The sequence below is a fragment of the Variovorax sp. Varisp85 genome (assembly GCF_047304045.1).
Lineage (GTDB): Bacteria > Pseudomonadota > Gammaproteobacteria > Burkholderiales > Burkholderiaceae_C > Variovorax.
Window position 1 is genome coordinate 1 of record NZ_JBGLYN010000038.1, and the last position, 18,432, is coordinate 18,432.

Annotated in this window: 17 protein-coding genes and 1 pseudogene; 9 read left to right on the forward strand and 9 right to left on the reverse strand. The window is 68.4% G+C overall.

What is annotated here, in order from left to right:
* Nucleotides 1–118 precede the first annotated feature (118 nt).
* Nucleotides 119–1,129 carry an HlyD family efflux transporter periplasmic adaptor subunit gene (locus tag ACCC97_RS16280; RefSeq protein ID WP_413333878.1) on the reverse strand — a complete coding sequence of 337 codons (1,011 nt, stop codon included), beginning with the start codon at nt 1,127–1,129 and terminating at the stop codon, nt 119–121.
* 103 nt (nt 1,130–1,232) lie between these two features.
* On the opposite strand from ACCC97_RS16280, the gene ACCC97_RS16285 reads away from it, so the two are divergent.
* Entirely contained in the window at nt 1,233–1,904 is a 672-nt protein-coding gene (locus tag ACCC97_RS16285) for a TetR/AcrR family transcriptional regulator (RefSeq protein WP_413333880.1), read from the forward strand.
* Here the strand turns inward: ACCC97_RS16285 and ACCC97_RS16290 are convergent.
* The 3 genes from ACCC97_RS16290 to ACCC97_RS16300 are packed head-to-tail and all read right to left on the reverse strand — an operon-like array spanning nt 1,882 to nt 5,116.
* On the reverse strand, nt 1,882–3,261 hold the full coding sequence (locus ACCC97_RS16290) for a phospholipase D-like domain-containing protein (RefSeq protein ID WP_413333882.1): 1,380 nt from the start codon (nt 3,259–3,261) through the stop codon (nt 1,882–1,884). The two genes, ACCC97_RS16285 and ACCC97_RS16290, sit on opposite strands and share 23 nt — an antisense overlap.
* A 30-nt stretch (nt 3,262–3,291) precedes the next feature.
* On the reverse strand, nt 3,292–3,966 hold the full coding sequence (locus tag ACCC97_RS16295; protein ID WP_413333883.1) for a glutathione S-transferase family protein: 675 nt from the start codon (nt 3,964–3,966) through the stop codon (nt 3,292–3,294).
* A gap of 28 nt (nt 3,967–3,994) precedes the next feature.
* A complete protein-coding gene (locus ACCC97_RS16300) occupies nt 3,995–5,116 on the reverse strand; it encodes a 5-methyltetrahydropteroyltriglutamate--homocysteine S-methyltransferase (protein WP_007830629.1) in 1,122 nt (373 codons plus the stop codon).
* Between the two features lie 277 nt (nt 5,117–5,393).
* Here ACCC97_RS16300 and ACCC97_RS16305 point away from each other — a divergent pair, with 277 nt between their 5' ends.
* The 5 genes from ACCC97_RS16305 to ACCC97_RS16325 all read left to right on the forward strand — a co-directional run bounded on the left by ACCC97_RS16305 (nt 5,394) and on the right by ACCC97_RS16325 (nt 10,031).
* Nucleotides 5,394–6,566, forward strand: a complete 1,173-nt coding sequence (locus ACCC97_RS16305; RefSeq protein ID WP_007830630.1) for an ABC transporter substrate-binding protein — start codon at nt 5,394–5,396, stop codon at nt 6,564–6,566.
* A 138-nt stretch (nt 6,567–6,704) separates the two neighbouring features.
* The gene (locus ACCC97_RS16310; RefSeq protein WP_007830631.1) at nt 6,705–7,577 is read left to right on the forward strand and encodes a branched-chain amino acid ABC transporter permease; all 873 of its coding nucleotides are present in this window, start codon (nt 6,705–6,707) and stop codon (nt 7,575–7,577) included.
* On the forward strand, nt 7,578–8,576 hold the full coding sequence (locus ACCC97_RS16315; protein WP_007830632.1) for a branched-chain amino acid ABC transporter permease: 999 nt from the start codon (nt 7,578–7,580) through the stop codon (nt 8,574–8,576).
* Entirely contained in the window at nt 8,573–9,334 is a 762-nt protein-coding gene (locus ACCC97_RS16320) for an ABC transporter ATP-binding protein (RefSeq protein ID WP_007830634.1), read from the forward strand. Before ACCC97_RS16315 ends, ACCC97_RS16320 begins: the two co-directional genes overlap by 4 nt.
* On the forward strand, nt 9,327–10,031 hold the full coding sequence (locus ACCC97_RS16325) for an ABC transporter ATP-binding protein (protein WP_413333886.1): 705 nt from the start codon (nt 9,327–9,329) through the stop codon (nt 10,029–10,031). The genes ACCC97_RS16320 and ACCC97_RS16325 overlap by 8 nt, the downstream gene beginning before the upstream one ends.
* Here ACCC97_RS16325 and ACCC97_RS16330 read toward each other — a convergent pair.
* The 3 genes and pseudogenes from ACCC97_RS16330 to ACCC97_RS16340 form a co-directional block, all read right to left on the reverse strand.
* A complete protein-coding gene (locus ACCC97_RS16330) occupies nt 10,028–10,684 on the reverse strand; it encodes a DsbA family protein (RefSeq protein ID WP_413333888.1) in 657 nt (218 codons plus the stop codon). The genes ACCC97_RS16325 and ACCC97_RS16330 overlap by 4 nt on opposite strands.
* Nucleotides 10,678–11,571, reverse strand: a pseudogene (locus ACCC97_RS16335) (MBL fold metallo-hydrolase); the annotation flags it as partial. The pseudogene ACCC97_RS16335 and the gene ACCC97_RS16330, both read right to left, overlap by 7 nt.
* Nucleotides 11,572–11,711: 140 nt before the next feature.
* Nucleotides 11,712–12,614 (reverse strand): LysR family transcriptional regulator, encoded by a 903-nt coding sequence (locus tag ACCC97_RS16340; protein WP_413333890.1) that lies wholly within the window; start codon nt 12,612–12,614, stop codon nt 11,712–11,714.
* A gap of 100 nt (nt 12,615–12,714) precedes the next feature.
* On the opposite strand from ACCC97_RS16340, the gene ACCC97_RS16345 reads away from it, so the two are divergent.
* Genes ACCC97_RS16345 through ACCC97_RS16355 form a run of 3 tightly spaced genes read left to right on the forward strand, consistent with a single transcriptional unit; the run spans nt 12,715 to nt 15,919 of the window.
* Nucleotides 12,715–13,662: a hydroxymethylglutaryl-CoA lyase gene (locus tag ACCC97_RS16345; protein WP_007830641.1), complete on the forward strand. Its 948-nt coding sequence runs from the start codon at nt 12,715–12,717 to the stop codon at nt 13,660–13,662.
* Nucleotides 13,659–14,867 (forward strand): CaiB/BaiF CoA transferase family protein, encoded by a 1,209-nt coding sequence (locus ACCC97_RS16350; protein ID WP_413333892.1) that lies wholly within the window; start codon nt 13,659–13,661, stop codon nt 14,865–14,867. The genes ACCC97_RS16345 and ACCC97_RS16350 overlap by 4 nt, the downstream gene beginning before the upstream one ends.
* Before the next feature lie 41 nt (nt 14,868–14,908).
* Nucleotides 14,909–15,919 carry a tripartite tricarboxylate transporter substrate binding protein gene (locus tag ACCC97_RS16355; RefSeq protein WP_413333894.1) on the forward strand — a complete coding sequence of 337 codons (1,011 nt, stop codon included), beginning with the start codon at nt 14,909–14,911 and terminating at the stop codon, nt 15,917–15,919.
* Nucleotides 15,920–16,049: 130 nt separating this feature from the next.
* Here the strand turns inward: ACCC97_RS16355 and ACCC97_RS16360 are convergent, their stop codons facing one another.
* A complete protein-coding gene (locus ACCC97_RS16360; RefSeq protein ID WP_413314550.1) occupies nt 16,050–17,177 on the reverse strand; it encodes an HPP family protein in 1,128 nt (375 codons plus the stop codon).
* A 14-nt stretch (nt 17,178–17,191) separates the two neighbouring features.
* Nucleotides 17,192–18,427, reverse strand: coding sequence for a multidrug effflux MFS transporter (locus tag ACCC97_RS16365; RefSeq protein ID WP_413333895.1), 1,236 nt, complete (start codon nt 18,425–18,427; stop codon nt 17,192–17,194).
* Nucleotides 18,428–18,432 lie beyond the last annotated feature (5 nt).

The window sequence follows — 18,432 nt, forward strand, 5'->3', positions numbered from 1 at the left end:
CCCCGGGGGGGGTTGGGGGGGGGGGGGGCCGGGACCCCGGCCGTAGGGGACGGCGTCAGGCCCCACCCCAGCCCTCCCCCAGAGGGGGAGGGAGCAATGCGGGAAGAAGGACGGTCATTCAGGGCCTGCCCGTCGAAGCCAGCTGCAACCGCACCGTGGCCGGCATGCCGAGCCGCAGCCGGTCCTCCTTGTCGTCGACCATCACGCGGATCTCGTAGACGAGGCTGCTGCGCAGCTCCTCCGTCTGCACCGTCTTGGGCGTGAACTCGGCCACCGACGAGATGTAGCCGACCTTGCCCGCGATGGCCTCGCCGGGTTGGCTGTCGGTGCTCACGCGGGCCTCCTGCCCGGCGCGCACGCGGCCGAGGTCGGGTTCGGCCACGTAGGCGCGCACCCACTTGGGATCGGTGATGGCGAGCGTGAAGGCCGGGCGCTGCGGCGAGGCCATCTCGCCCGGTTCGAGCAGCCGGGCGCGCACAACGGCGTCGATGGGCGCCTTGAGCTCGGCCTCCGCGAGCTGGTGGTTCATGAGTGCGAGTTCGGCGCGGGCCGATTCGAGCTGGGCCTGCGCCTGCCCGATGTCTTCCTTGCGCGGCCCGGTGACAACCAGCTGCTGCGCCTTGTGCGCGTTGTCGAGCTGCGCCAGCGCCACCTTGCGCCTGGCCTGCGCGTTGTCGAGATCCTGCTGGCTCACCGCGCGGCCGGCCGTGGTGGCGCCGATGGCCTGCAGGCGCGCGAGCTGCTGCTGCGCCAGATCGGCATCGGCCTGCGCGGCGGCCACCTGGGCGCCGGCCTGCGCCACTTCCTCGGGGCGGCTGCCGGTCTTCAGGCGCAGCAGGACCTGCTCCTGCACGCCGATGCGCGCCTGCGACTGCGCCGCGCGCAGCACCAGCGAGCGGGTGTCGAGCCGGCCCAGTACCTGCCCGGCGTGCACGCGGTCGCCTTCGCGCACCGTCAGCTCGGCCACGCGCTCGTTGGCGTTGAAGGCCAGCGAGACCTGGCGCAGGTCGACGTTGCCGTACAGCACGAGCTGGTCGGAGGGCGTGGCCGAGCGGTGCGCGTACCACCAGCCGCCCGCTGCCGCGATGACTGCCACGGCGGCGATGGCGATAAGCGGTTTCCTGTTCATGGCGTGTGTCCTGACGAGGCTGCTTCTGTTCCTGGCTCCGCGTGATGTTATCAAATTGAAATTTGAATTTGAAGTATTTTTTCGTTTAGGTTAGCCTCGAGGCATGGCAACCCGCACTCCGCGCACCGACGGCAACACCACGCGCCTGCACATCCTCGAGACCGCGGGGCGGCTGTTCGCGGCGCAGGGTTTCGCGCAGAGCACCAGCAAGGAAATCTGCACCCGCGCGGGCACCAACATGGCCGCGATCAACTACCACTTCGGCGGCCGCGACGGGCTCTACGAGGCGGTGCTGATCGAGGCGCACCGGCAACTGGTGAGCCTCGACGAGCTGATGGCGCTGTCCATGGAGTCCACCGATGCGCGGCTCAAGCTGCGCGCCTTCCTCACGCACATGGTCGAGATGAGCGCGCAGCCGAAGGCGCCGTGGGGCTTCCGGGTGGTGCTGCGCGAGGCGCTGTCGCCGTCGCCGGCCATGCCGGCGATGATCCAGCGGGCGGTGCTGCCCAAGGCCAAGCTGCTGCGCGGCATCATCGGCGAGATCATGGGCTTGCCCGGCGACCATCCCTCGGTGCAGCGCAGCCTGCTGCTCACGGTGCTGCCGTGCCTGGTGATGACGGTGGCGCCCAAGGACCTGAGCAGCAAGGTGCTGCCGGCCCTGAAAGACATGCAGGCGCTGGCGGACGACCTGATGCGCTACGTGCTCGCCGGGCTCGACGCCGTGGCAAAGGACGCCAAGGCCGCCGAGCCGACTACAGCTGGAAAGCGACGGTAAGCAGCAGCCCCTCGGCCACGTCGCGCAGCAGCCCCGGTCGCCGCGCGCGGTAGGGTTCGCCGGCCGACGTGGTGGTCTCGATCCACTCGGCCAGCCAGTCAATGTGGTCCTGGCCGTAGAACACCACGGCGGCCTCGTGGTTCAGCAGCAGGCTGCGCAGGTCGAGGTTGATGGAGCCGCAGATGGCGAGTTCGTCGTCCACCACCACGGCCTTGGCGTGCGCCATGAACGGGAGCATGCGAAAGCTCACGCCCGCGCGTGCCAGGTCGCGCATGGCGCGTGCGCGCACGAAGTCGGCCAGTCGGTGGTTCGACTTCGCCGGCATCGCGATGGTCACCTGCACGCCGCGCCGCGCGGCCAGCCGCAGTGCGTCGCGCAGGCCGTCGCCGGGCACGAAGTAGGGCGTGATCGCGAGGATGCGTTGCTCGGCGCGGAAGCACGCGTCGATCAGCAAGGCATGCGCCGTGTCCTCAGTCTGGTCGGGGCCGCTCGGCAGGAACTGGGCCATGGCCGTGCCCGGGCCCTCGGCAACGTCGTCGCACGTGATGGCGCGGGCCTTGCGGCTGCGCACCGAGGTCCAGTCGTGGTCGAACTGGCGCGCCGCCGCCGCGGCCACGCTGCCGCGCAGATCGAACGACAGGTCGTACCAGGCCTCGGGATGCTTGTCGTTGCCGGTGAAATACTCGCCCGCGAGGTTGCGCCCGCCCGACCAGAGCCAGCTGTCGTCGGCAATGGTGAACTTGCGGTGGTTGCGCAGGTTGCGCGGCCCGATGCGGCGCAGGCTGAAGAAGGGGCGGAACACCGCCACCTCGCCGCCCGCCGCGCGCAGCCGGTCGAAGTGATGGCGCGGCAGCGACAGCGCGCCGAAGCCGTCGAGCAGCACCCGCACCTTGAGCCCCTCGCGCGCCCGCCTGGCGAGCCGCTCGATCACCGCATGGCCGAGTGGGTCGTCGCCGATGATGAAGGTGCACACGTCGATGCGCTCGCGCGCGCCGTCGATCACCTGCCACAGCGCCTCGCGCGCGGCCTCGCCTTCGGCATGCATGCGGATCGCGCAGCGCCCCGGCGGAGCGAGGCCGAAGCTCTCGATCAGGTCGGCCGCCCAGTGGCCCGGCGGCACCGAGCGCGGCGGCCGCGGCGAGCCCGCCGGGCGCAGCTTGCGCTGGCCGAACAGCAGGTACATCGGCAGGATGAAATAGGGCATCAGCACCAGCCCCATGACCCAGGCGATGGCCGTGGTGGGTGCGCGCTGCTCGCGGCGCGCGCGCGTGGTCAGGACGTAGACCAGCAATGCGAAAGTGACGACGAGGAAATGCTGCGAAGGGGAGGGCAGCCAGTCGAACCCTGTGATCGGCATGGAGTGATGATGCCTCAGCGCCGCCGGCCTTCAGCGTTGAAGGAAGGCCGGCACGCCGCGCCCCTGCGAGGCCAGGAACCGCATCATCGGGTCGACCACCGCGCGCACCGCGGGGCGGTCGCCCACGCGTTTGCGCCAGGCCAGCAGGCGCGGCATGGTGTCGGTCATGCCGGCGCCCTTGCGGTCGGCGAACACGCAGGCCATGTAGAAGGCGATGTCGGCGAAGGAGTAGGGGCCAGCGAGGTACTCGCGCGTGGCCAGCAGGCCTTCCATTTCTTCATAGAAGCGCGCGCAGCCGGCGCAGGCCGCGATCGCCGCGGCGCTGTGCATGTCGTGCTGCAGGCCGAAGAGCTTGATGACGTTGGGAAAGAAGACCTCGTCGGACTTCTGCTCCAGCTGCCGTGCGCGGGCCCGTTCGGCGATGCCCTCGGGCCACAGCGCAGGGGCGGGGTAGCGGTCTTCGAGGTATTCGAAGATCTGCGTCGAGTCGAACAGCTCGACCCCGCCGTCGATCTCGTCGGTCAGTACGGGCACCTGCTGCTTGACCGGGTTGACCCGCAGCACCACCGGGTGCTTGGGCTCGTAGGCGTCGCCCTCGATGAACGGCACCATGACCAGTTCGAAGGCAAGGCCTTTTTCGCGCGCCGCGATCTCGACCTTGGCGCCGAACATGCTGAGGGGGCCGGAGTAGATGTGAATCGTCATGGGCCCCGACTTCAACAGAAATGGCGCTTCAGGTCGAGCCCCAGACTTCCTGTGCAGTCTCGACCACGAGGCGCAGCTTGGCGCGCTGCGCTTCCACGGCGATGTTGTTGCCGTGCACCGTGCTGGAGAAGCCGCATTGCGGCGATAGCGCGAGCTGTTCGAGCGGGGCGTACTTGGTGGCATCTTCGATCCGGCGCTTGAGCTCGTCCTTGTCCTCCATCTCGCCGAACTTGGTGGTCACGAGGCCGAGCACCACAGTCTTGCCCTTGGGCAGGTAGCGCAGCGGCTTGAAGTCGCCCGAGCGGGCGTCGTCGTATTCCATGAAGTAGGCGTCGAGATCCATCTCTTTCAGCAGCGCCTCGGCCACCGGTTCGTAGTTGCCGGCCGCTGCGTGCGTGCTCTTGAAGTTGCCGCGGCACAGGTGCATGGCCAGCAGCATGCCCGGCGGCTTCTGCGCGACCACCTTGTTGATGAAGGCGGCGTAGCGGTGCGGCAGCTCGTTGGGGTCGTCGCCGCGCTTGCGGGCGGCTTCGCGCATGTGCTCGTCGCACAGGTAGGCCAGGTTGGTGTCGTCCATCTGCACGTAGGTGCAGCCGGCTGCAGCCAGCGAGCGCAGCTCGTCGCCATAGGCCTTGGCCACGTCGTCGTAGAACACCGGGTCGAGCTCGGGATAGTGTTCCTTGCTGATGCCGGCGCGGCCGCCGCGGAAGTGCAGCATGGTCGGCGAGGGGATGGTCACCTTCGGCGTGCGGCCCGCCGAAACCTGGCTCTTGAGGTACTGGAAGTCGGCGAGCTGGATGTCCTTCACGTGGCGCACCTTGTCGATCACGCGCATCGCGGGCGGCGCCAGTTCCTCGGTGCCGTCGGGCTTGCGGATGGTGACCGGAATGTCGGTCTTCACGCCGCCGAGCTGGTCGAGGAAGTCGATGTGGAAGTAGGTGCGGCGGAACTCGCCGTCGGTGATGCTCTTCAGGCCGATGTCTTCCTGGAAGCGGACGATCTCGGTGATGGCCTTGTCTTCGACCAGGCGAAGCTGCTCGGGCGTGATCTCGCCCTTGGCCTTCTGCTCGCGCGCTTCGAGCAGGTACTTGGGGCGCAGGAAACTGCCCACGTGGTCGTAGCGGGCGGGCAAGGCGGCGTGCTGGGACATGGATGACTCCGTCGTGATGGGGGAACGAGCGGAACATCGTATCGCCTTCGAAACATCGGCGGCTTGAATCAAACGACCCGGCGCGGCTGCGCCTACTGCGCCTACAGCCGGCACGCACGCAGGCGGAAGCTGCCATGCGCGATGATCGCGCGGTTCATCTGGTTATCGCGCAACAAAGAATCCCGTCGGAGACCGCTAGGTGATTGCCAGCTCCGCCGGGTGTTGCAAAGTGTTGAAAATAGCCCGGGTTCGCGTTCCGCCCCTCAAAGGAAAAACCATGCAAAGACGCCATCTCATCCAGACCGCCGCCCTGTCGGCGCTAGCGCTTTCAATGTCGCTGGCCAGCGCCCAGGACAACAAGTTCAAGATCGGCCTGATCCTGCCGATGACGGGCCAGTCGGCCTCCACCGGCCGCCAGATCGAAGCTGCCGCGCGCCTCTACATGGCCCAGAACGGCGACACCGTGGCCGGCAAGAAGGTCGAGCTGATCGTCAAGGACGACACCGGCCTGCCCGACGTCACCAAGCGCCTGGCTCAGGAACTGGTGGTGAACGACAAGGTCAACGTGCTGGCCGGCTTCGGCCTCACGCCGCTGGCGCTGGCCGTGGCGCCGATCGCCACGCAGTCGAAGACGCCTGAAGTGGTGATGGCCGCCGCCACGTCGAGCATCACCGAAGCTTCGCCCTACATCATCCGTTCGAGCTTCACGCTGCCGCAGGTGTCGGTGGCCATGGGCGACTGGGCGCCGAAGAACGGCGTGAAGACAGTCGTCACGCTGGTGGCGGACTACGGTCCCGGGAACGACGCCGAGAAGTTCTTCAGCGAGCGCTTCCAGCTCAACGGCGGCAAGGTGCTCGAGAAGCTGCGCGTGCCGCTGCGCAACCCCGACTTCGCCCCGTTCCTGCAGAAGGTTCGCGACGCCAAGCCCGACGCGCTGTTCGTCTTCGTGCCCTCGGGCGCGGGCGCGGCCGTGATGAAGCAGTTCCTCGAGCGCGGCATGGACAAGGCCGGCATCAAGATGATCGCCACCGGCGACGTGACGGACGACGACCAGCTCAACGACATGGGCGACGGCGCGCTGGGCGTGGTCACCTCGCACCACTACTCGGCCGCGCACCCCTCGGCGATGAACAAGAAGTTCGTCGAGGCCTTCCAGAAGGCCAACCCCAAGATGCGCCCCAACTTCATGGCCGTGGGCGGCTATGACGGCATGCGCGTGATCTACGAAGCGCTCAAGACCACCAAGGGCCAGGGCGGCGGCGAAGCGCTGCTGGCGGCCATGAAGGGCCAGGTCTTCGAGAGCCCGCGCGGCCCGGTTCTGATCGATGCGCAGACGCGCGACATCGTGCAGGACGTGTACCTGCGCAAGGTCGAGAAGAAGGACGGACAGCTCTACAACGTCGAGTTCGACGTGATCAAGGGCGTGAAGGATCCGGGAAAAGCTAAATAATGCTCGCCCCCAGGCTGCGCGCACTTCGTGTCGCTTCGCCTTCCCCCTACCGGGGGCAACACCAAAGGCCCGGCAAAGCCGGTTCCTCGGTGTTTCCCGAAGAGACCGCAGCGCGCGGCAAGCTGGTGAATCGCTGATATGTTGACCATTCTTTTCGACGGCATCGCCTACGGCATGCTGCTCTTCGTGCTCGCCGTCGGCTTGGCCGTGACGCTCGGGCTGATGAACTTCATCAACCTCGCGCACGGCGCCTTCGCCATGGCGGGCGGGTACCTCACCGTGTTCGCGATGCAGAAGCTGGGCCTGCCGTTTCTGGCCTGCCTGCCGTTCGCGTTCATCGTCGTCGCGTTGGCCGGGGCTTTGCTCGAACGCACGCTCTATCGGCCGATGTACGGCAAGCCGCACCTCGACCAGGTGCTTTTTTCCATCGGCCTCGCCTTCATGGCCGTGGCGGCCATCGACTACTTCGTGGGATCGTCGCAGCAGAACGTGCAGCTGCCCGAGTGGCTGCGCGGCCGTACCGAAATCGGCGACGGCGCGCTGCTGCTGGGCATGGGGCACTACCGGCTCTTCATCATCGGCGTGTGCGCCGTGCTCACGGTGGTGCTTCAGCTCATCCTGTCGAAGACGCGCTTCGGCAGCCGGCTGCGCGCGGCGGTCGACGACCCGCGCGTGGCGGCGGGGCTGGGCATCAACGTGAACATCGTGTTCCTGCTGACCTTCGCCGTGGGCTCCGGGCTCGCGGGGTTGGGCGGTGCGCTGGGCGCGGAAATTCTCGGGCTCGACCCGACCTTCCCGCTCAAGTACATGATCTATTTCCTGATCGTGGTGTCGGTCGGCGGCACCTCGTCGATCACCGGGCCGCTCGCGGCGGCGCTGCTGCTGGGCATTGCCGACGTGGCGGGCAAGTACTTCATTCCGAAGATGGGTGCGTTCACCGTCTACCTGCTGATGATCCTCATATTGATGTGGCGGCCCCAGGGCCTGTTCACCCGCAAAGGGGGGCGCTGAATGAGCACGCCTTCTTCTGCGACCGATTTCCAGTCGGCCCTGCTGCGCAAGGCGCGCTGGCACTCGCTCGAGTTCGTCGTCTGGGCCGCGGCCTTCGCGCTGCCGCTCGTGATGCCTTCGCACTCGCTGCTGATCAACGAGATCGCCATCGTCGCGCTGTTTGCGATGTCGCTCGACCTGATCCTCGGCTACACCGGCATCGTGTCGCTGGGCCATGCCGCCTTCTTCGGCTTCGGCGCGTATGCGGCGGCGCTGTTCGCCAAGCTCGTGATGCCCGACCCGACCGTGGGGCTCGTGGTCGCCACCGTGCTCTCCGCGCTGCTGGGCCTCGTCGCCAGCGTGACGATCTTGCGCGGCAGCGACCTCACGCGCCTGATGGTCACGCTCGGCACCGCGCTGCTGCTGCTCGAACTCGCCAACAAGCTCGACTGGCTGACCGGCGGTGCCGACGGCCTGCAGGGCGTGGTGATGGGACCGGTGCTCGGCCTGTTCGACTTCGACCTGTACGGCCGCACGGCCGCCTGGTATTCGCTGGCCGTGATGCTGCTGCTGTTCCTGCTGATGCGCCGGCTGGTGCATTCGCCGTTCGGCGCGACGCTCAAGGCCATTCGCGACAACCGGCTGCGCGCCATGGCCATCGGCATCCCGGTGGTGTCGCGCCTTGCGGTCATCTACACCGTGGCAGCCGGCATCGCCGGAGCCGCGGGCGCGCTGCTGGCGCAGACCACCGGCTTCGCCTCGCTCGACGTGCTGGCCTTCGACCGCTCGGCCGACGTGCTGCTGATGCTCGTCATCGGCGGCGTGGGCTGGCTCTATGGCGGCGTGGCGGGCGCCATCGTGTTCAAGCTGCTGCAGACCTGGCTGTCGGCCGTGACGCCGCAGTACTGGATGTTCTGGATCGGCCTGATCCTGGTGCTGCTGGTGCTGGTCGGGCGCGACCGGCTGCTGAAGCCCTGGACGTGGTTCGGCGCCGGCAAGAAGAAGGGTGGAGCGGCATGAGCGACACCGTTCTTTCCACCCACGGCCTCGTGATGCGCTTCGGCGGCATCACGGCCACCAACAACGTGTCGATGGAGCTCAAGCGCGGCGCGCGCCATGCGCTGATCGGCCCCAACGGCGCGGGCAAGACCACGCTGATCAACCAGCTCACGGGCGTGCTCACGCCGACCGAAGGCCGCATCACGCTGCTGGGCGAAGACATCACGACGCTCGCGCCGCACAAGCGCGTGGCGCGCGGGTTGGTGCGCACGTTCCAGATCAACCAGTTGTTCGATTCGATGACGCCGCTCGAAACGCTGGCGCTCGTGGTGTCGCAGCACCAGGGCATCGGCGCGCAATGGTGGCGTCCGCTGGGCGCCAGCAAGGCCATCGCCGAGCGCGCGACGCAACTGCTCGAGCAATTCCACCTGAGCGACGTGGCACAACAGCAGGTGAAGCACCTGGCTTATGGCAAGCGCCGCCTGCTGGAGATCGCCATCGCGCTGGCCTGCGAGCCGCGCGTGCTGCTGCTCGACGAGCCGGTGGCGGGCGTGCCCGCCGGCGAGCGCGAGGAGCTGCTGCAAACCGTGGCCGCGCTGCCGGCCGACGTGTCGGTGCTGCTCATCGAGCACGACATGGACCTGGTGTTCAGCTTTGCCGACCGCATGACGGTGCTGGTCAACGGCACGCTGCTGACCGAAGGCGACCCTGAAACCATCGCCAACGATCCCAAGGTGAAAGAGGTCTATCTGGGCCACGGAGAAACCGCCCATGTCTGAGCTGCTGCGCATCGAGAACCTGAGTGCCGGCTACGGCGAGGCCGTGGTGCTGCACGACGTGGCGTTCGCGCTCGGCGAGGGCCAGACGCTGGCGCTGCTGGGTCGCAATGGCACGGGCAAGACCACGCTGATCAATACGCTCGCGGGCGCCACGCGCCAGCATGGCGGCAGCATCGCGCTGAGCGGACAGGCGCTGCACAAGCTGGCGCCGCACCAGCGCGCGGCAGCCGGCATCGGCTGGGTGCCGCAGGAGCGCAACATCTTCAAGTCGCTCACCGTGCACGAGAACCTCACGGCCGTGGAACGGCTGGGCAAGTGGAATCCGCAACGGGTCTACGAGATGTTCCCGCGTCTCGCAGAGCGCAAGACCAACCTCGGCACGCAGCTGTCGGGCGGCGAGCAGCAGATGCTGGCCGTGGGCCGCGCGCTGGTGCTGAACCCCAAGCTGCTGCTGCTCGACGAGCCACTCGAAGGGCTCGCGCCGATCATTGTGGAAGAGCTGCTGCGCGCCATCCGCCGCATCACGCAGGACGAGGGGCTGGCCGCGATCATCGTGGAGCAGCATCCGCAGGCGATCCTCGCGATCTCCGACGAAGCAGTGGTGTTGGACCACGGCACCATCGTGCACAAGGACAGCGCCGCGGCGCTGCGCACCCAGCCGCAGGTGCTGGACCGGCTGCTGGGCGTGGCGCGCTAGACGAGTTCCGCGAGGCGCGCCTTCCAGTCTTCGGTACGGCCCAGCCACGGGCCGACCTCGATGCGGCTGGCGCTGCCATCGGCCCGCGTCAGCACGAAGGTCGGGAATCCCTGGCCGCCCGCACGTTGCAGCAGCTGGCGGCTTTCGGCGATGTGTTGCGCGGTCGCTTCTCCCGCCAGGCGCTCGACGGCTGCAGCAAAGGCTTCGGTATCGAAACCGAGTTCCGCGGCCACCGCCTTCAGCACTTGCGCGTCGGCGATGCGTCGGCCTTCGACATAGTGCGCACGCTGCAGGCGATGCACCATGTCCAGCCCACCGCCTGAGCGCAGCGATTCGGCCGCGAGGATGGCGGTGATCGGCGGCTCGGAATCCATCACCGCGCCGGTGTCGCGCAGCAGTCCTTCGAAGTAGCCTTCGCCGAAGGGCTGGCCCGTCATCTCGGCGATGCGCCGGTCGTGCGGTATCACGTACTCGCGCCACTGCGGCGTGATTGCGCGGCGGTTGGCGCCGGTCATCATGCCGCCGCCATGGAACGCGACCTGCAGGCCCGGCATGTTGCGCGCCGCGTCGACCAGCGGCGCCGCGGCGTAGCACCAGCCGCACAGCGGATCGAAGATGTAGTGCAGGGTGATGGTGTCGTTCACTGCGGCCATTTCATTTCTCCCTTGATGACCTTGGCGCCGAGTTCCAGCGACGAAGTGCCTTCCAGCTTCGGGTAGCGCTTCTTCATCGCGGCGATCAGCGCGACCGAGTCCTTGGCCTTGGCGGCTTCGACTTCGAAGGCCTTCAGGTAGTCGCGCGTGACCTTCACAGAGGCCAGCGTGTACGGCGCCGACCCGTTGGCATTCGGCAGGTAGTGGCCGGGCACCACGGTCTTCGGGTGCAGTGCCTCGATGCGGCCGAGCGTCTTGATCCATTCCTGGCGCGATTCGGGCGTCTGCGTGTCGGCCACCCACACGTGGATGTTGGCCGAGACGGGGATGCCGCCGACCACGGCCTTCAGCGAAGGAATCCAGCCGAAGGTGCGTTCGGGCGTGGGGCCGTCGAGGCCGACGACCTGGATCTTGCGGCCTTCGAGCGTGAGGCTGTCACCGGCCAGCGGCTCGGGCACGACCAGCGCCTTGGGCGCGTTGTCCTTGAGGATCGGGCCCCAGTGCGCGAGCTTGCCGTCCTTCGAGGCCTGGATCGCGGCCACGGTCTGCGGCGTGGCGACGATCTTTGCGTCGGGGAAGGCGGCCTGGATCACATCGAGGCCGAAGTAGTAGTCGGGATCGCTGTGGCTGATGTAGACCGTGGTGAGCTTCTTGCCCGTGGCCTTGATCTTCTGCACCAGCGCCTCGGCGTCGTTGCGCTGGAACTGGGCGTCGATCAGCACGGCGTCGGTCTGGCCCGTGACGATTTCCGAAGAGACCGGGAACATCGATTTCGTGCCGGGGTTGTAGACGTCGAGCTTGAGCGGCTGGGCCGCCTGCGCGGCAAGCGGGGCGAGGCTCAGCGTGGTGGCGAGGGCAGCGGCGGAGAGGAGGGCTCTGCGGAACATGGCGGCGATCTTTCTGAATGTGTGATGCGAAGAGGTGACAGCGCTGAATGCCCCGAATGTTAGGTTGCGAGAATCGAAACAAAAACCTGATGATTCACAACGAATAGTTTCGGATTTCGGTCGAATGAGCTTCCGGGTCGTCAGTCCGTGGCGCATCTCTCGAGGTGCGCGACCAGCAGTTGCGCCGACGGCGACAGCGCCGCCTCGCCGCGAAAGCAGATCGCGAAACGCCGCCGCGCCCACGCGTCGGTGAGCGGCATCAGCCGCAGGCCGAAGGCATCGGTGAAGGGCCGCGCCACCTCCGCCGGCACCACGCTGATCGCCAGTCCGGCCCGCACCACCCGCAGTGCCGCGTCGAAGTTGGAGACCAGCACTCGGTACACCAGCGGCTTGCCCGCCACCGCTGCCTCGCGCGCCAGCATCAACTGCACGGCGCTCAGCGCCGGCATGCCGACGAATTCGTGGTCGAGCACCTGCTCGAAGCGCACGTGCTCGTGCCTTGCGACGGGATGCGACGGGTGCGCGACGATGGCGAGGTGGTCGGAGCGGTAGTTGCGCCGCTCCAGGCCGTCGAGGTCGGCGGCATCCCAGCACAGGCCGATGGAAGCGCTGCCCTCGCGGATGCCGCGCACGATCTCGGGGCTTACGCGCTCTTCCATGTCGACGCGGATGTTGCGGTGGGCCGGGTCCTTCAAAAAGCCCGCCACGTCTTCCGCCAGCGACTCGGCCATGACCGAGGCCGAGGCCAGGATGCGCACGTGCCCGCGAGCGCCGCCCGCATAGGCGGCCATGTCGCGCTCGATGCGGTTAACGCTGCCGAGCATCGCGCGGGCGTGCTCCAGCAGGGTTTCGCCGGCCGGCGTGGGCACCACGCCGCGGCGCTTGCGCAGCAGCAGCGGCGTGCCCACCGCTTCTTCGAGCTGGGCCAGCCGCTTGCTGATGGCCGAGCCGACGATGCTGGCCTGCTCGCCGGCGCGCGCGATGCTGCGCGTTTCGCAGACGGCGACGAACAGGCGCAGGGTGGTGAGGTCGAGGTCTCTCATGGTGTTCCGCTTCGGAAGCAAATGGCTTCCAAAATATACCTTCTGGGTCGAATCGGAACTTCTAATATTCACGCCGTACCCTCACGACGGAGACAAAGTCTTGATTCACCCCTTCCTGCCGCCATGCGCGGTCGTTCGCGAAGTGGGCCTGCGCGACGGCCTGCAGAGCATTGCCCGCGTGCTGCCCACCGCACGCAAGCTCGAATGGATCCGCGACGCGCATGCGGCCGGCCAGCGCGAGATCGAAGTCGGCTCCTTCGTGCCGGCGCACCTGCTGCCGCAGCTGGCGGACACGGCCGAGCTGCTGGCCTATGCGAAGACCTTGCCCGGGCTCTTCGCCTCGGTGCTGGTGCCCAACCTGAAGGGCGCGGAGCGCGCCATCGCGGGCGAGGCCGACCTGATGATCGTGCCGCTCTCGGCCAGCCACGCACACAGCCTCGCCAACCTGCGCAAGACGCCCGACGAGGTGGTGGCCGAGGTGGGCCGCATCCGCGCCGCGCGCGATGCGGCGGGCTCGAAGACGCTCATCGACGGCGGCGTGGGCACGGCCTTCGGCTGCACGCTCCAGGGCCACGTCGACGCCGACGAAGTGCTGCGGCTGATGCAGGCGCTGCTCGACGCGGGCGCCGACCGCGTGAGCCTTGCCGACACCGTCGGCTATGCCGATCCGGCGATGGTCCGCAGCCTGTTCGAGCGCGCGCTGCGCATTGCGGGCGACCGACTGTGGTGCGGCCACTTCCATGACACGCGCGGCCTCGGGCTGGCCAATGTCTACGCGGCGCTGGAAGTCGGCGTGACGCGCTTCGACGCCTGCCTCGCCGGCATCGGCGGCTGCCCGCATGCGCCCGGGGCCAGCGGCAACGTCGACACCGAAGACCTCGTCTTCATGCTCGAGAGCATGGGCGTCGCGACGGGCGTCGATCTGCCGAAGCTGCTCGAGCTGCGCAAGCGCGTGGCGGGCTGGCTCGAAGGCGAAACGCTGCAGGGCACGGTATGGCGCGCGGGCTTTCCAAAGACCTTCGCGGCCACGGCGGGGGTCGCGGCATGAGCACCGCAGGCACCGAAGAAAAGCGCCTGCCGCTGGCTGGCATCCGCGTGGTCGAGTTCACGCACATGGTCATGGGGCCGACCTGCGGCATGGTGCTCGCGGACCTGGGCGCCGAGGTCATCAAGGTCGAGCCGATCGAGGGCGACCGCACGCGGCACCTGCTGGGTGCGGGGGCTGGCTTCTTTCCCATGTTCAACCGCAACAAGAAGAGCATTGCGCTCGACCTCAAGAAGCCCGAGGGGCTCGAGGCCGCGCTGCGCCTGTGCGCCACGGCCGACGTGGTGGCGCAGAACTTCAAGCCAGGCACCATGGACAAGTACGGCCTGGGCTATGCCGCCCTCGGCAAGCTCAACCCGCGCCTCGTGTACGTGAACCACACCGGCTTCCTGCCCGGCCCGTACGAGCACCGCACTGCGCTCGACGAGGTGGTGCAGATGATGGGCGGCCTCGCCTACATGACCGGCCGCCCCGGCGACCCGCTGCGCGCGGGCACGAGCGTGAACGACATCATGGGCGGCATGTTCGGCGCCATCGGCGCGATCGCCGCGCTGATGCAGCGCGCCGAGACCGGCAAGGGGCAGGAGGTGCAGTCCGCGCTGTTCGAGAACAACGTGTTCCTGGTCGGCCAGCACATGCTGCAGTACGCGATCACGGGGCAGGCCGCCGCGCCGATGCCCGAGCGCATCTCGGCGTGGGCGCTGTACGACGTGTTCACCGTGAAGGACGGCGAGCAGATCTTCCTGGCCGCGGTGAGCGACGCGCAGTGGAAGACCTTCTGTGACGCGCTCGGCTTCGACGACCTGAAGGCCGACCCGGCCCTGCGCACCAACAACGACCGGGTGCGTTTGCGGCCCACGCTGCTGGCCGATCTGCGCCAGCGCCTGGCCGATCGTTCGGCGGCGGAACTGTCGGCGATCTTCGAGGCCAAGGGCCTGCCGTTCGCGCCGATCACGCGGCCGGAAGACCTGTACGAAGACCCGCACCTGAAGGCCACCGGCGGGCTCGTGGACATCCGCCTGCCCGACGGCGAGCGTGCCGGTGAAACGGCGCAGACGACGCTGTTCCCGATCACGCTCGGCGGCGAGCGCCTTGGCGTGCGCCTGAATCCGCCCACGCTCGGCGAGCACACGCGCGAACTGCTGGCCGAACTGGGCTATGCACGCGAGCAGGTGGACGCCCTGCACGCCGATTCGGCAGTGGCCTGAGCCTGCGATCCTTTTTCCAAGACATAAAGAGAGACAAGACCATGACGAAGACATTCCCTGCGACGAACCTGGATCGCCTGAACCGCCGCGCGGTGCTCGGCCTCGGCGCGTGCGCCGCCGCGGTGGCCGCGATGGGTGCGCGCCCGGCGCTCGCGCAGGGCTCCGACAAGCCCATCCGCTTCATCCTGCCGATCAGCGCCGGCTCGGGCGTCGACACCATCGTGCGCGCGGCGGCGCCCGCGCTCGGCAAGGCCTTCGGCCAGCCGGTGGTGATCGAGAACCTGCCGGGTGCGGGCGGCATCACCGGCGCGGCGGCCATCGTCAAGGCCGCGCCCGACGGACTCACGCTGGGCATGGTGTCGAACAACCACGTCATCAATCCGGCGGTGTTCAAGAAGATGCCCTTCGACGCGATCAACGACGTCACGCCGATCAGCGTGGTGGGCGCGACGCCGCTGGTGCTGCTGGTGAACCCGAAGGTGCCCGCGAAGAACGTGAAGGAGCTGGTGGCGCTGCTGCGCGCCAAACCCGAGGGCTACAACTACGCCTCGTCGGGCAACGGCACCATCATCCATCTTGCCGGCGAGATGTTCATGGACGAGGCCGGCGTGAAGGCGCGGCACATCCCCTACAAGGGCACCGGGCCGATGGTGACCGACATGATCGGCGGGCAGGTCGAGATGGGCGTGGTCGCGCTGCCGGCCGTGCAGCAGCACATCCGGAGCGGTGCGCTGCGCGCCATCGGCCTGTGCGGCGCGACGCGCTCGCCGGCAGCGCCGGAGATTCCGACCATCGCGGAGCAGGGGCTGCCGAACTACGCGGTCGAAGGCTGGTTCGCGGTGATCGGCCCGCCGAAGATGCAGGCGGCCGACGTGCAGCGCGTGCACGATGCGGTGGCCGCCGCTTTCGCGAGCCCCGAAGTGCGCGAGGCGATGGACAAGCAGGGCAACGTCGTCAGGCCCACGACGCCCGAGCAGGCCGCGAGCTATTTCCGCAGCGAGGCCGCGCGCTATGCGGCGCTGGTGAAGAAAGCGAACGTGGTGCTGGAGTAAGGGCCTTGCTCCTTCCCCCTCTGGCGAAGGCTGGGATGGGGGCTGGCGGCCGTCGACGAGGCGCTGCGTCGTGGTCGATGCCGTCGTGCCCCCCCACCCCGACCCTCCCCCGGCAGGGGACGAGGAAAAATCAAGCCGGCCCGACGGCGCGGTACAACGCCCGCACGAAGTCCGACTGCGTGATCATCCCCGTCAACCGCTTCTCGCCGTCGATGATCGGGATATGGTGATGCCCGCCCTCGGAGAACAGCGGCACCAGGTCGACCACGGGCCGGTCGGCGCTGGCCACGCGCACCTGTCGCGTCATGATCTGGCCAACCACTTCGGGCTTGTTCGACATCACCGTGCGCGTGGCGCGGATCAGGTCGCGCAGCTTGCCGGCGATGCCGTCATGGTGCTGCAGGTCGAGCTGGCGGAAGAAGTCGGCCTGCGTGACGATGCCGACCACGCGGCGCGTGCGGTCTGTGACGGGCAGGGCCTTGATGTGTCGTTCGTGCATCAGCGCCCAGGCTTCCTGCAGCGGCGTGCCGAACTCCACCGAGATGGGCACGCTGGACATGATGTCGGCACAGGTCAGCGTACCGAGGCGCCGCTTGTACGACTCGAGCTCGGTTTCGCGGATCAGCGATTCGAGGTCGTCGCGGCTGATGTCGAGCACCTGGTTGTAGCGGGCCAGCACCGCGTCGATGTCGGCCTGGCTGAAGCGCGCATCGGCCGCGGGCGGACGCACCACCTGCACGTGCGGGTAGCGCCGCCCGGTGAGCGTGTTGTAGGCCACGCCGGCCAGCACCAGCAGCAGCGAGTTGGTGAAGAAGGGGAAGAGGGCGGACGAGAAATGCGTGGTGTGCGTCAGCACCGCCAGCAGCGCCGCGGCGCCGCCGGGCGGATGCAGGCAGCGCGCGCTGAACATCAGGCCGATGGCGCCCGCCACGGCCACGGCGGCGGCCAGCGCGGAGTCGGGAATCCAGTTGACGGCCGCGATGCCGACCACCGCCGACAGCGTGTTGCCGCCGATGACCGACCACGGCTGCGCCAACGGGCTCGCCGGCACCGCGAACACCAGCACGGCGCTGGCGCCCAGCGGTGCGATCAGCCAGACGGTCGCGGCCAGCGGGCCGGCCAGCCACCGGCACAGCAGCGCCGTGACCAGCAGCCCGAGGCCGGCGCCCGCAACCGCGCGCAGCCGCTCGCGCGCATCGACGGTGGTGCGGCCCGGCAGCCAGGCGCGCGCATGATTCAGGAGTGCCTCGAACCGCATCGCAGCCTCCGTCCTCAGCCTTCGTGAGCCACCAGGCGCCCGATCTCGGGCCAGCGGCCATGCAGCCACACCCATGCGACCAGGCCGATGCCGAGCATGCCCATGGAGGTCAGCGCCAGCGCGAGCGTCGAGTGCATCACCAGCGGCGCCACCGCGCCGGCCACCACGCCGTTGGCGGTGGAGCCGATCACCGCCTGCAGCGACGAGGCCATGCCGCGGCGCTCCGGGTGCAGGTCGAGCACCAGCAACGTGACCACCGGCACCATCAGCGCCCAGCCGAAGGCGAACACCGCGAGCGGCCACAGCGCCCAGGCCACGTGCGCCTCGAAGAAGGTGTTGGCCACCACGTTGATCACCGAGGTCGCCAGCATGATGACGAAGCCGTCGCGGATCTGCCGCTTGGGCGCCACCTTGCCGGCCATGCGGCCGCTGGCGCGCGCGCCGAGCATGATGCCGCCGATGGTCAGCAGGAAGAACCAGAAGAACTGCTGCGGCTGCAGCGCGAGGTGGTCGCCCAGGAACGCGGGCGCGGCCAGCACGTAGAGGAACATGCCGTTGAAGGGCACGCCGCTGGCAAAGGCCAGCAGCAGGAAGCGCGGATCGGAGCACAGGTCCCAGTAGCCGCGCAGCAGGTGCCGCACCTGGAAGGGCTGGCGGTGGTCCTTGTGCAGCGTCTCGGGCAGCAGCTTGTAGTTGGCGGCGAACAGCACCACGCCCACCGCCACCAGGAACCAGAACACCGCATGCCAGCCTGCGTGCACGAACAGGAAGCCGCCGATGATCGGTGCGATGGCCGGGGCCACGCCGAAGTAGATCGTCACCTGGCTCATCACCCGCTGCGCCTCGGCCGGCGGGAACATGTCGCGGATCACTGCGCGCGAGACCACGATGCCGGCGCCGGTCGAGAGGCCCTGCAGCCCTCGGAACAGCACGAGCTGCGTGATGTTCTGCGACAGCGCGCAGCCCAGCGAGGCGAGCGTGAACACGGCCAGTCCCCACAGCACCACAGGCCGGCGGCCGAAGCTGTCCGACAGCGCACCGTGGAACAGGTTCATGAACGCGAAGCCGAACAGGTAGGCCGAGAGCGTTTGCTGCATCTCGGCCGGCGTGGCACCGATGGAGCGCGCAATGCCTGAGAAGGCCGGGATGTAGGTGTCGATGGAGAAGGGCCCGAGCATGCCGAGCACTGCGAGCAGCACGGCAAGCGCCCAGCGCGGGGCCTGCCAGAGTTTGTCTGCATCGGGATTCATGGAAG

What these genes read in the sequence shown, in the direction of transcription:
- ACCC97_RS16280 (WP_413333878.1), bottom strand. Translation starts at nt 1,129, where the DNA reads ATGAACAGGAAACCGCTTATCGCCATCGCCGCCGTGGCAGTCATCGCG.
- ACCC97_RS16285 (WP_413333880.1), top strand. Translation starts at nt 1,233, where the DNA reads ATGGCAACCCGCACTCCGCGCACCGACGGCAACACCACGCGCCTGCAC.
- ACCC97_RS16290 (WP_413333882.1), bottom strand. Translation starts at nt 3,261, where the DNA reads ATGCCGATCACAGGGTTCGACTGGCTGCCCTCCCCTTCGCAGCATTTC.
- ACCC97_RS16295 (WP_413333883.1), bottom strand. Translation starts at nt 3,966, where the DNA reads ATGACGATTCACATCTACTCCGGCCCCCTCAGCATGTTCGGCGCCAAG.
- ACCC97_RS16300 (WP_007830629.1), bottom strand. Translation starts at nt 5,116, where the DNA reads ATGTCCCAGCACGCCGCCTTGCCCGCCCGCTACGACCACGTGGGCAGT.
- ACCC97_RS16305 (WP_007830630.1), top strand. Translation starts at nt 5,394, where the DNA reads ATGCAAAGACGCCATCTCATCCAGACCGCCGCCCTGTCGGCGCTAGCG.
- ACCC97_RS16310 (WP_007830631.1), top strand. Translation starts at nt 6,705, where the DNA reads ATGTTGACCATTCTTTTCGACGGCATCGCCTACGGCATGCTGCTCTTC.
- ACCC97_RS16315 (WP_007830632.1), top strand. Translation starts at nt 7,578, where the DNA reads ATGAGCACGCCTTCTTCTGCGACCGATTTCCAGTCGGCCCTGCTGCGC.
- ACCC97_RS16320 (WP_007830634.1), top strand. Translation starts at nt 8,573, where the DNA reads ATGAGCGACACCGTTCTTTCCACCCACGGCCTCGTGATGCGCTTCGGC.
- ACCC97_RS16325 (WP_413333886.1), top strand. Translation starts at nt 9,327, where the DNA reads ATGTCTGAGCTGCTGCGCATCGAGAACCTGAGTGCCGGCTACGGCGAG.
- ACCC97_RS16330 (WP_413333888.1), bottom strand. Translation starts at nt 10,684, where the DNA reads ATGGCCGCAGTGAACGACACCATCACCCTGCACTACATCTTCGATCCG.
- ACCC97_RS16340 (WP_413333890.1), bottom strand. Translation starts at nt 12,614, where the DNA reads ATGAGAGACCTCGACCTCACCACCCTGCGCCTGTTCGTCGCCGTCTGC.
- ACCC97_RS16350 (WP_413333892.1), top strand. Translation starts at nt 13,659, where the DNA reads ATGAGCACCGCAGGCACCGAAGAAAAGCGCCTGCCGCTGGCTGGCATC.
- ACCC97_RS16355 (WP_413333894.1), top strand. Translation starts at nt 14,909, where the DNA reads ATGACGAAGACATTCCCTGCGACGAACCTGGATCGCCTGAACCGCCGC.
- ACCC97_RS16360 (WP_413314550.1), bottom strand. Translation starts at nt 17,177, where the DNA reads ATGCGGTTCGAGGCACTCCTGAATCATGCGCGCGCCTGGCTGCCGGGC.
- ACCC97_RS16365 (WP_413333895.1), bottom strand. Translation starts at nt 18,427, where the DNA reads ATGAATCCCGATGCAGACAAACTCTGGCAGGCCCCGCGCTGGGCGCTT.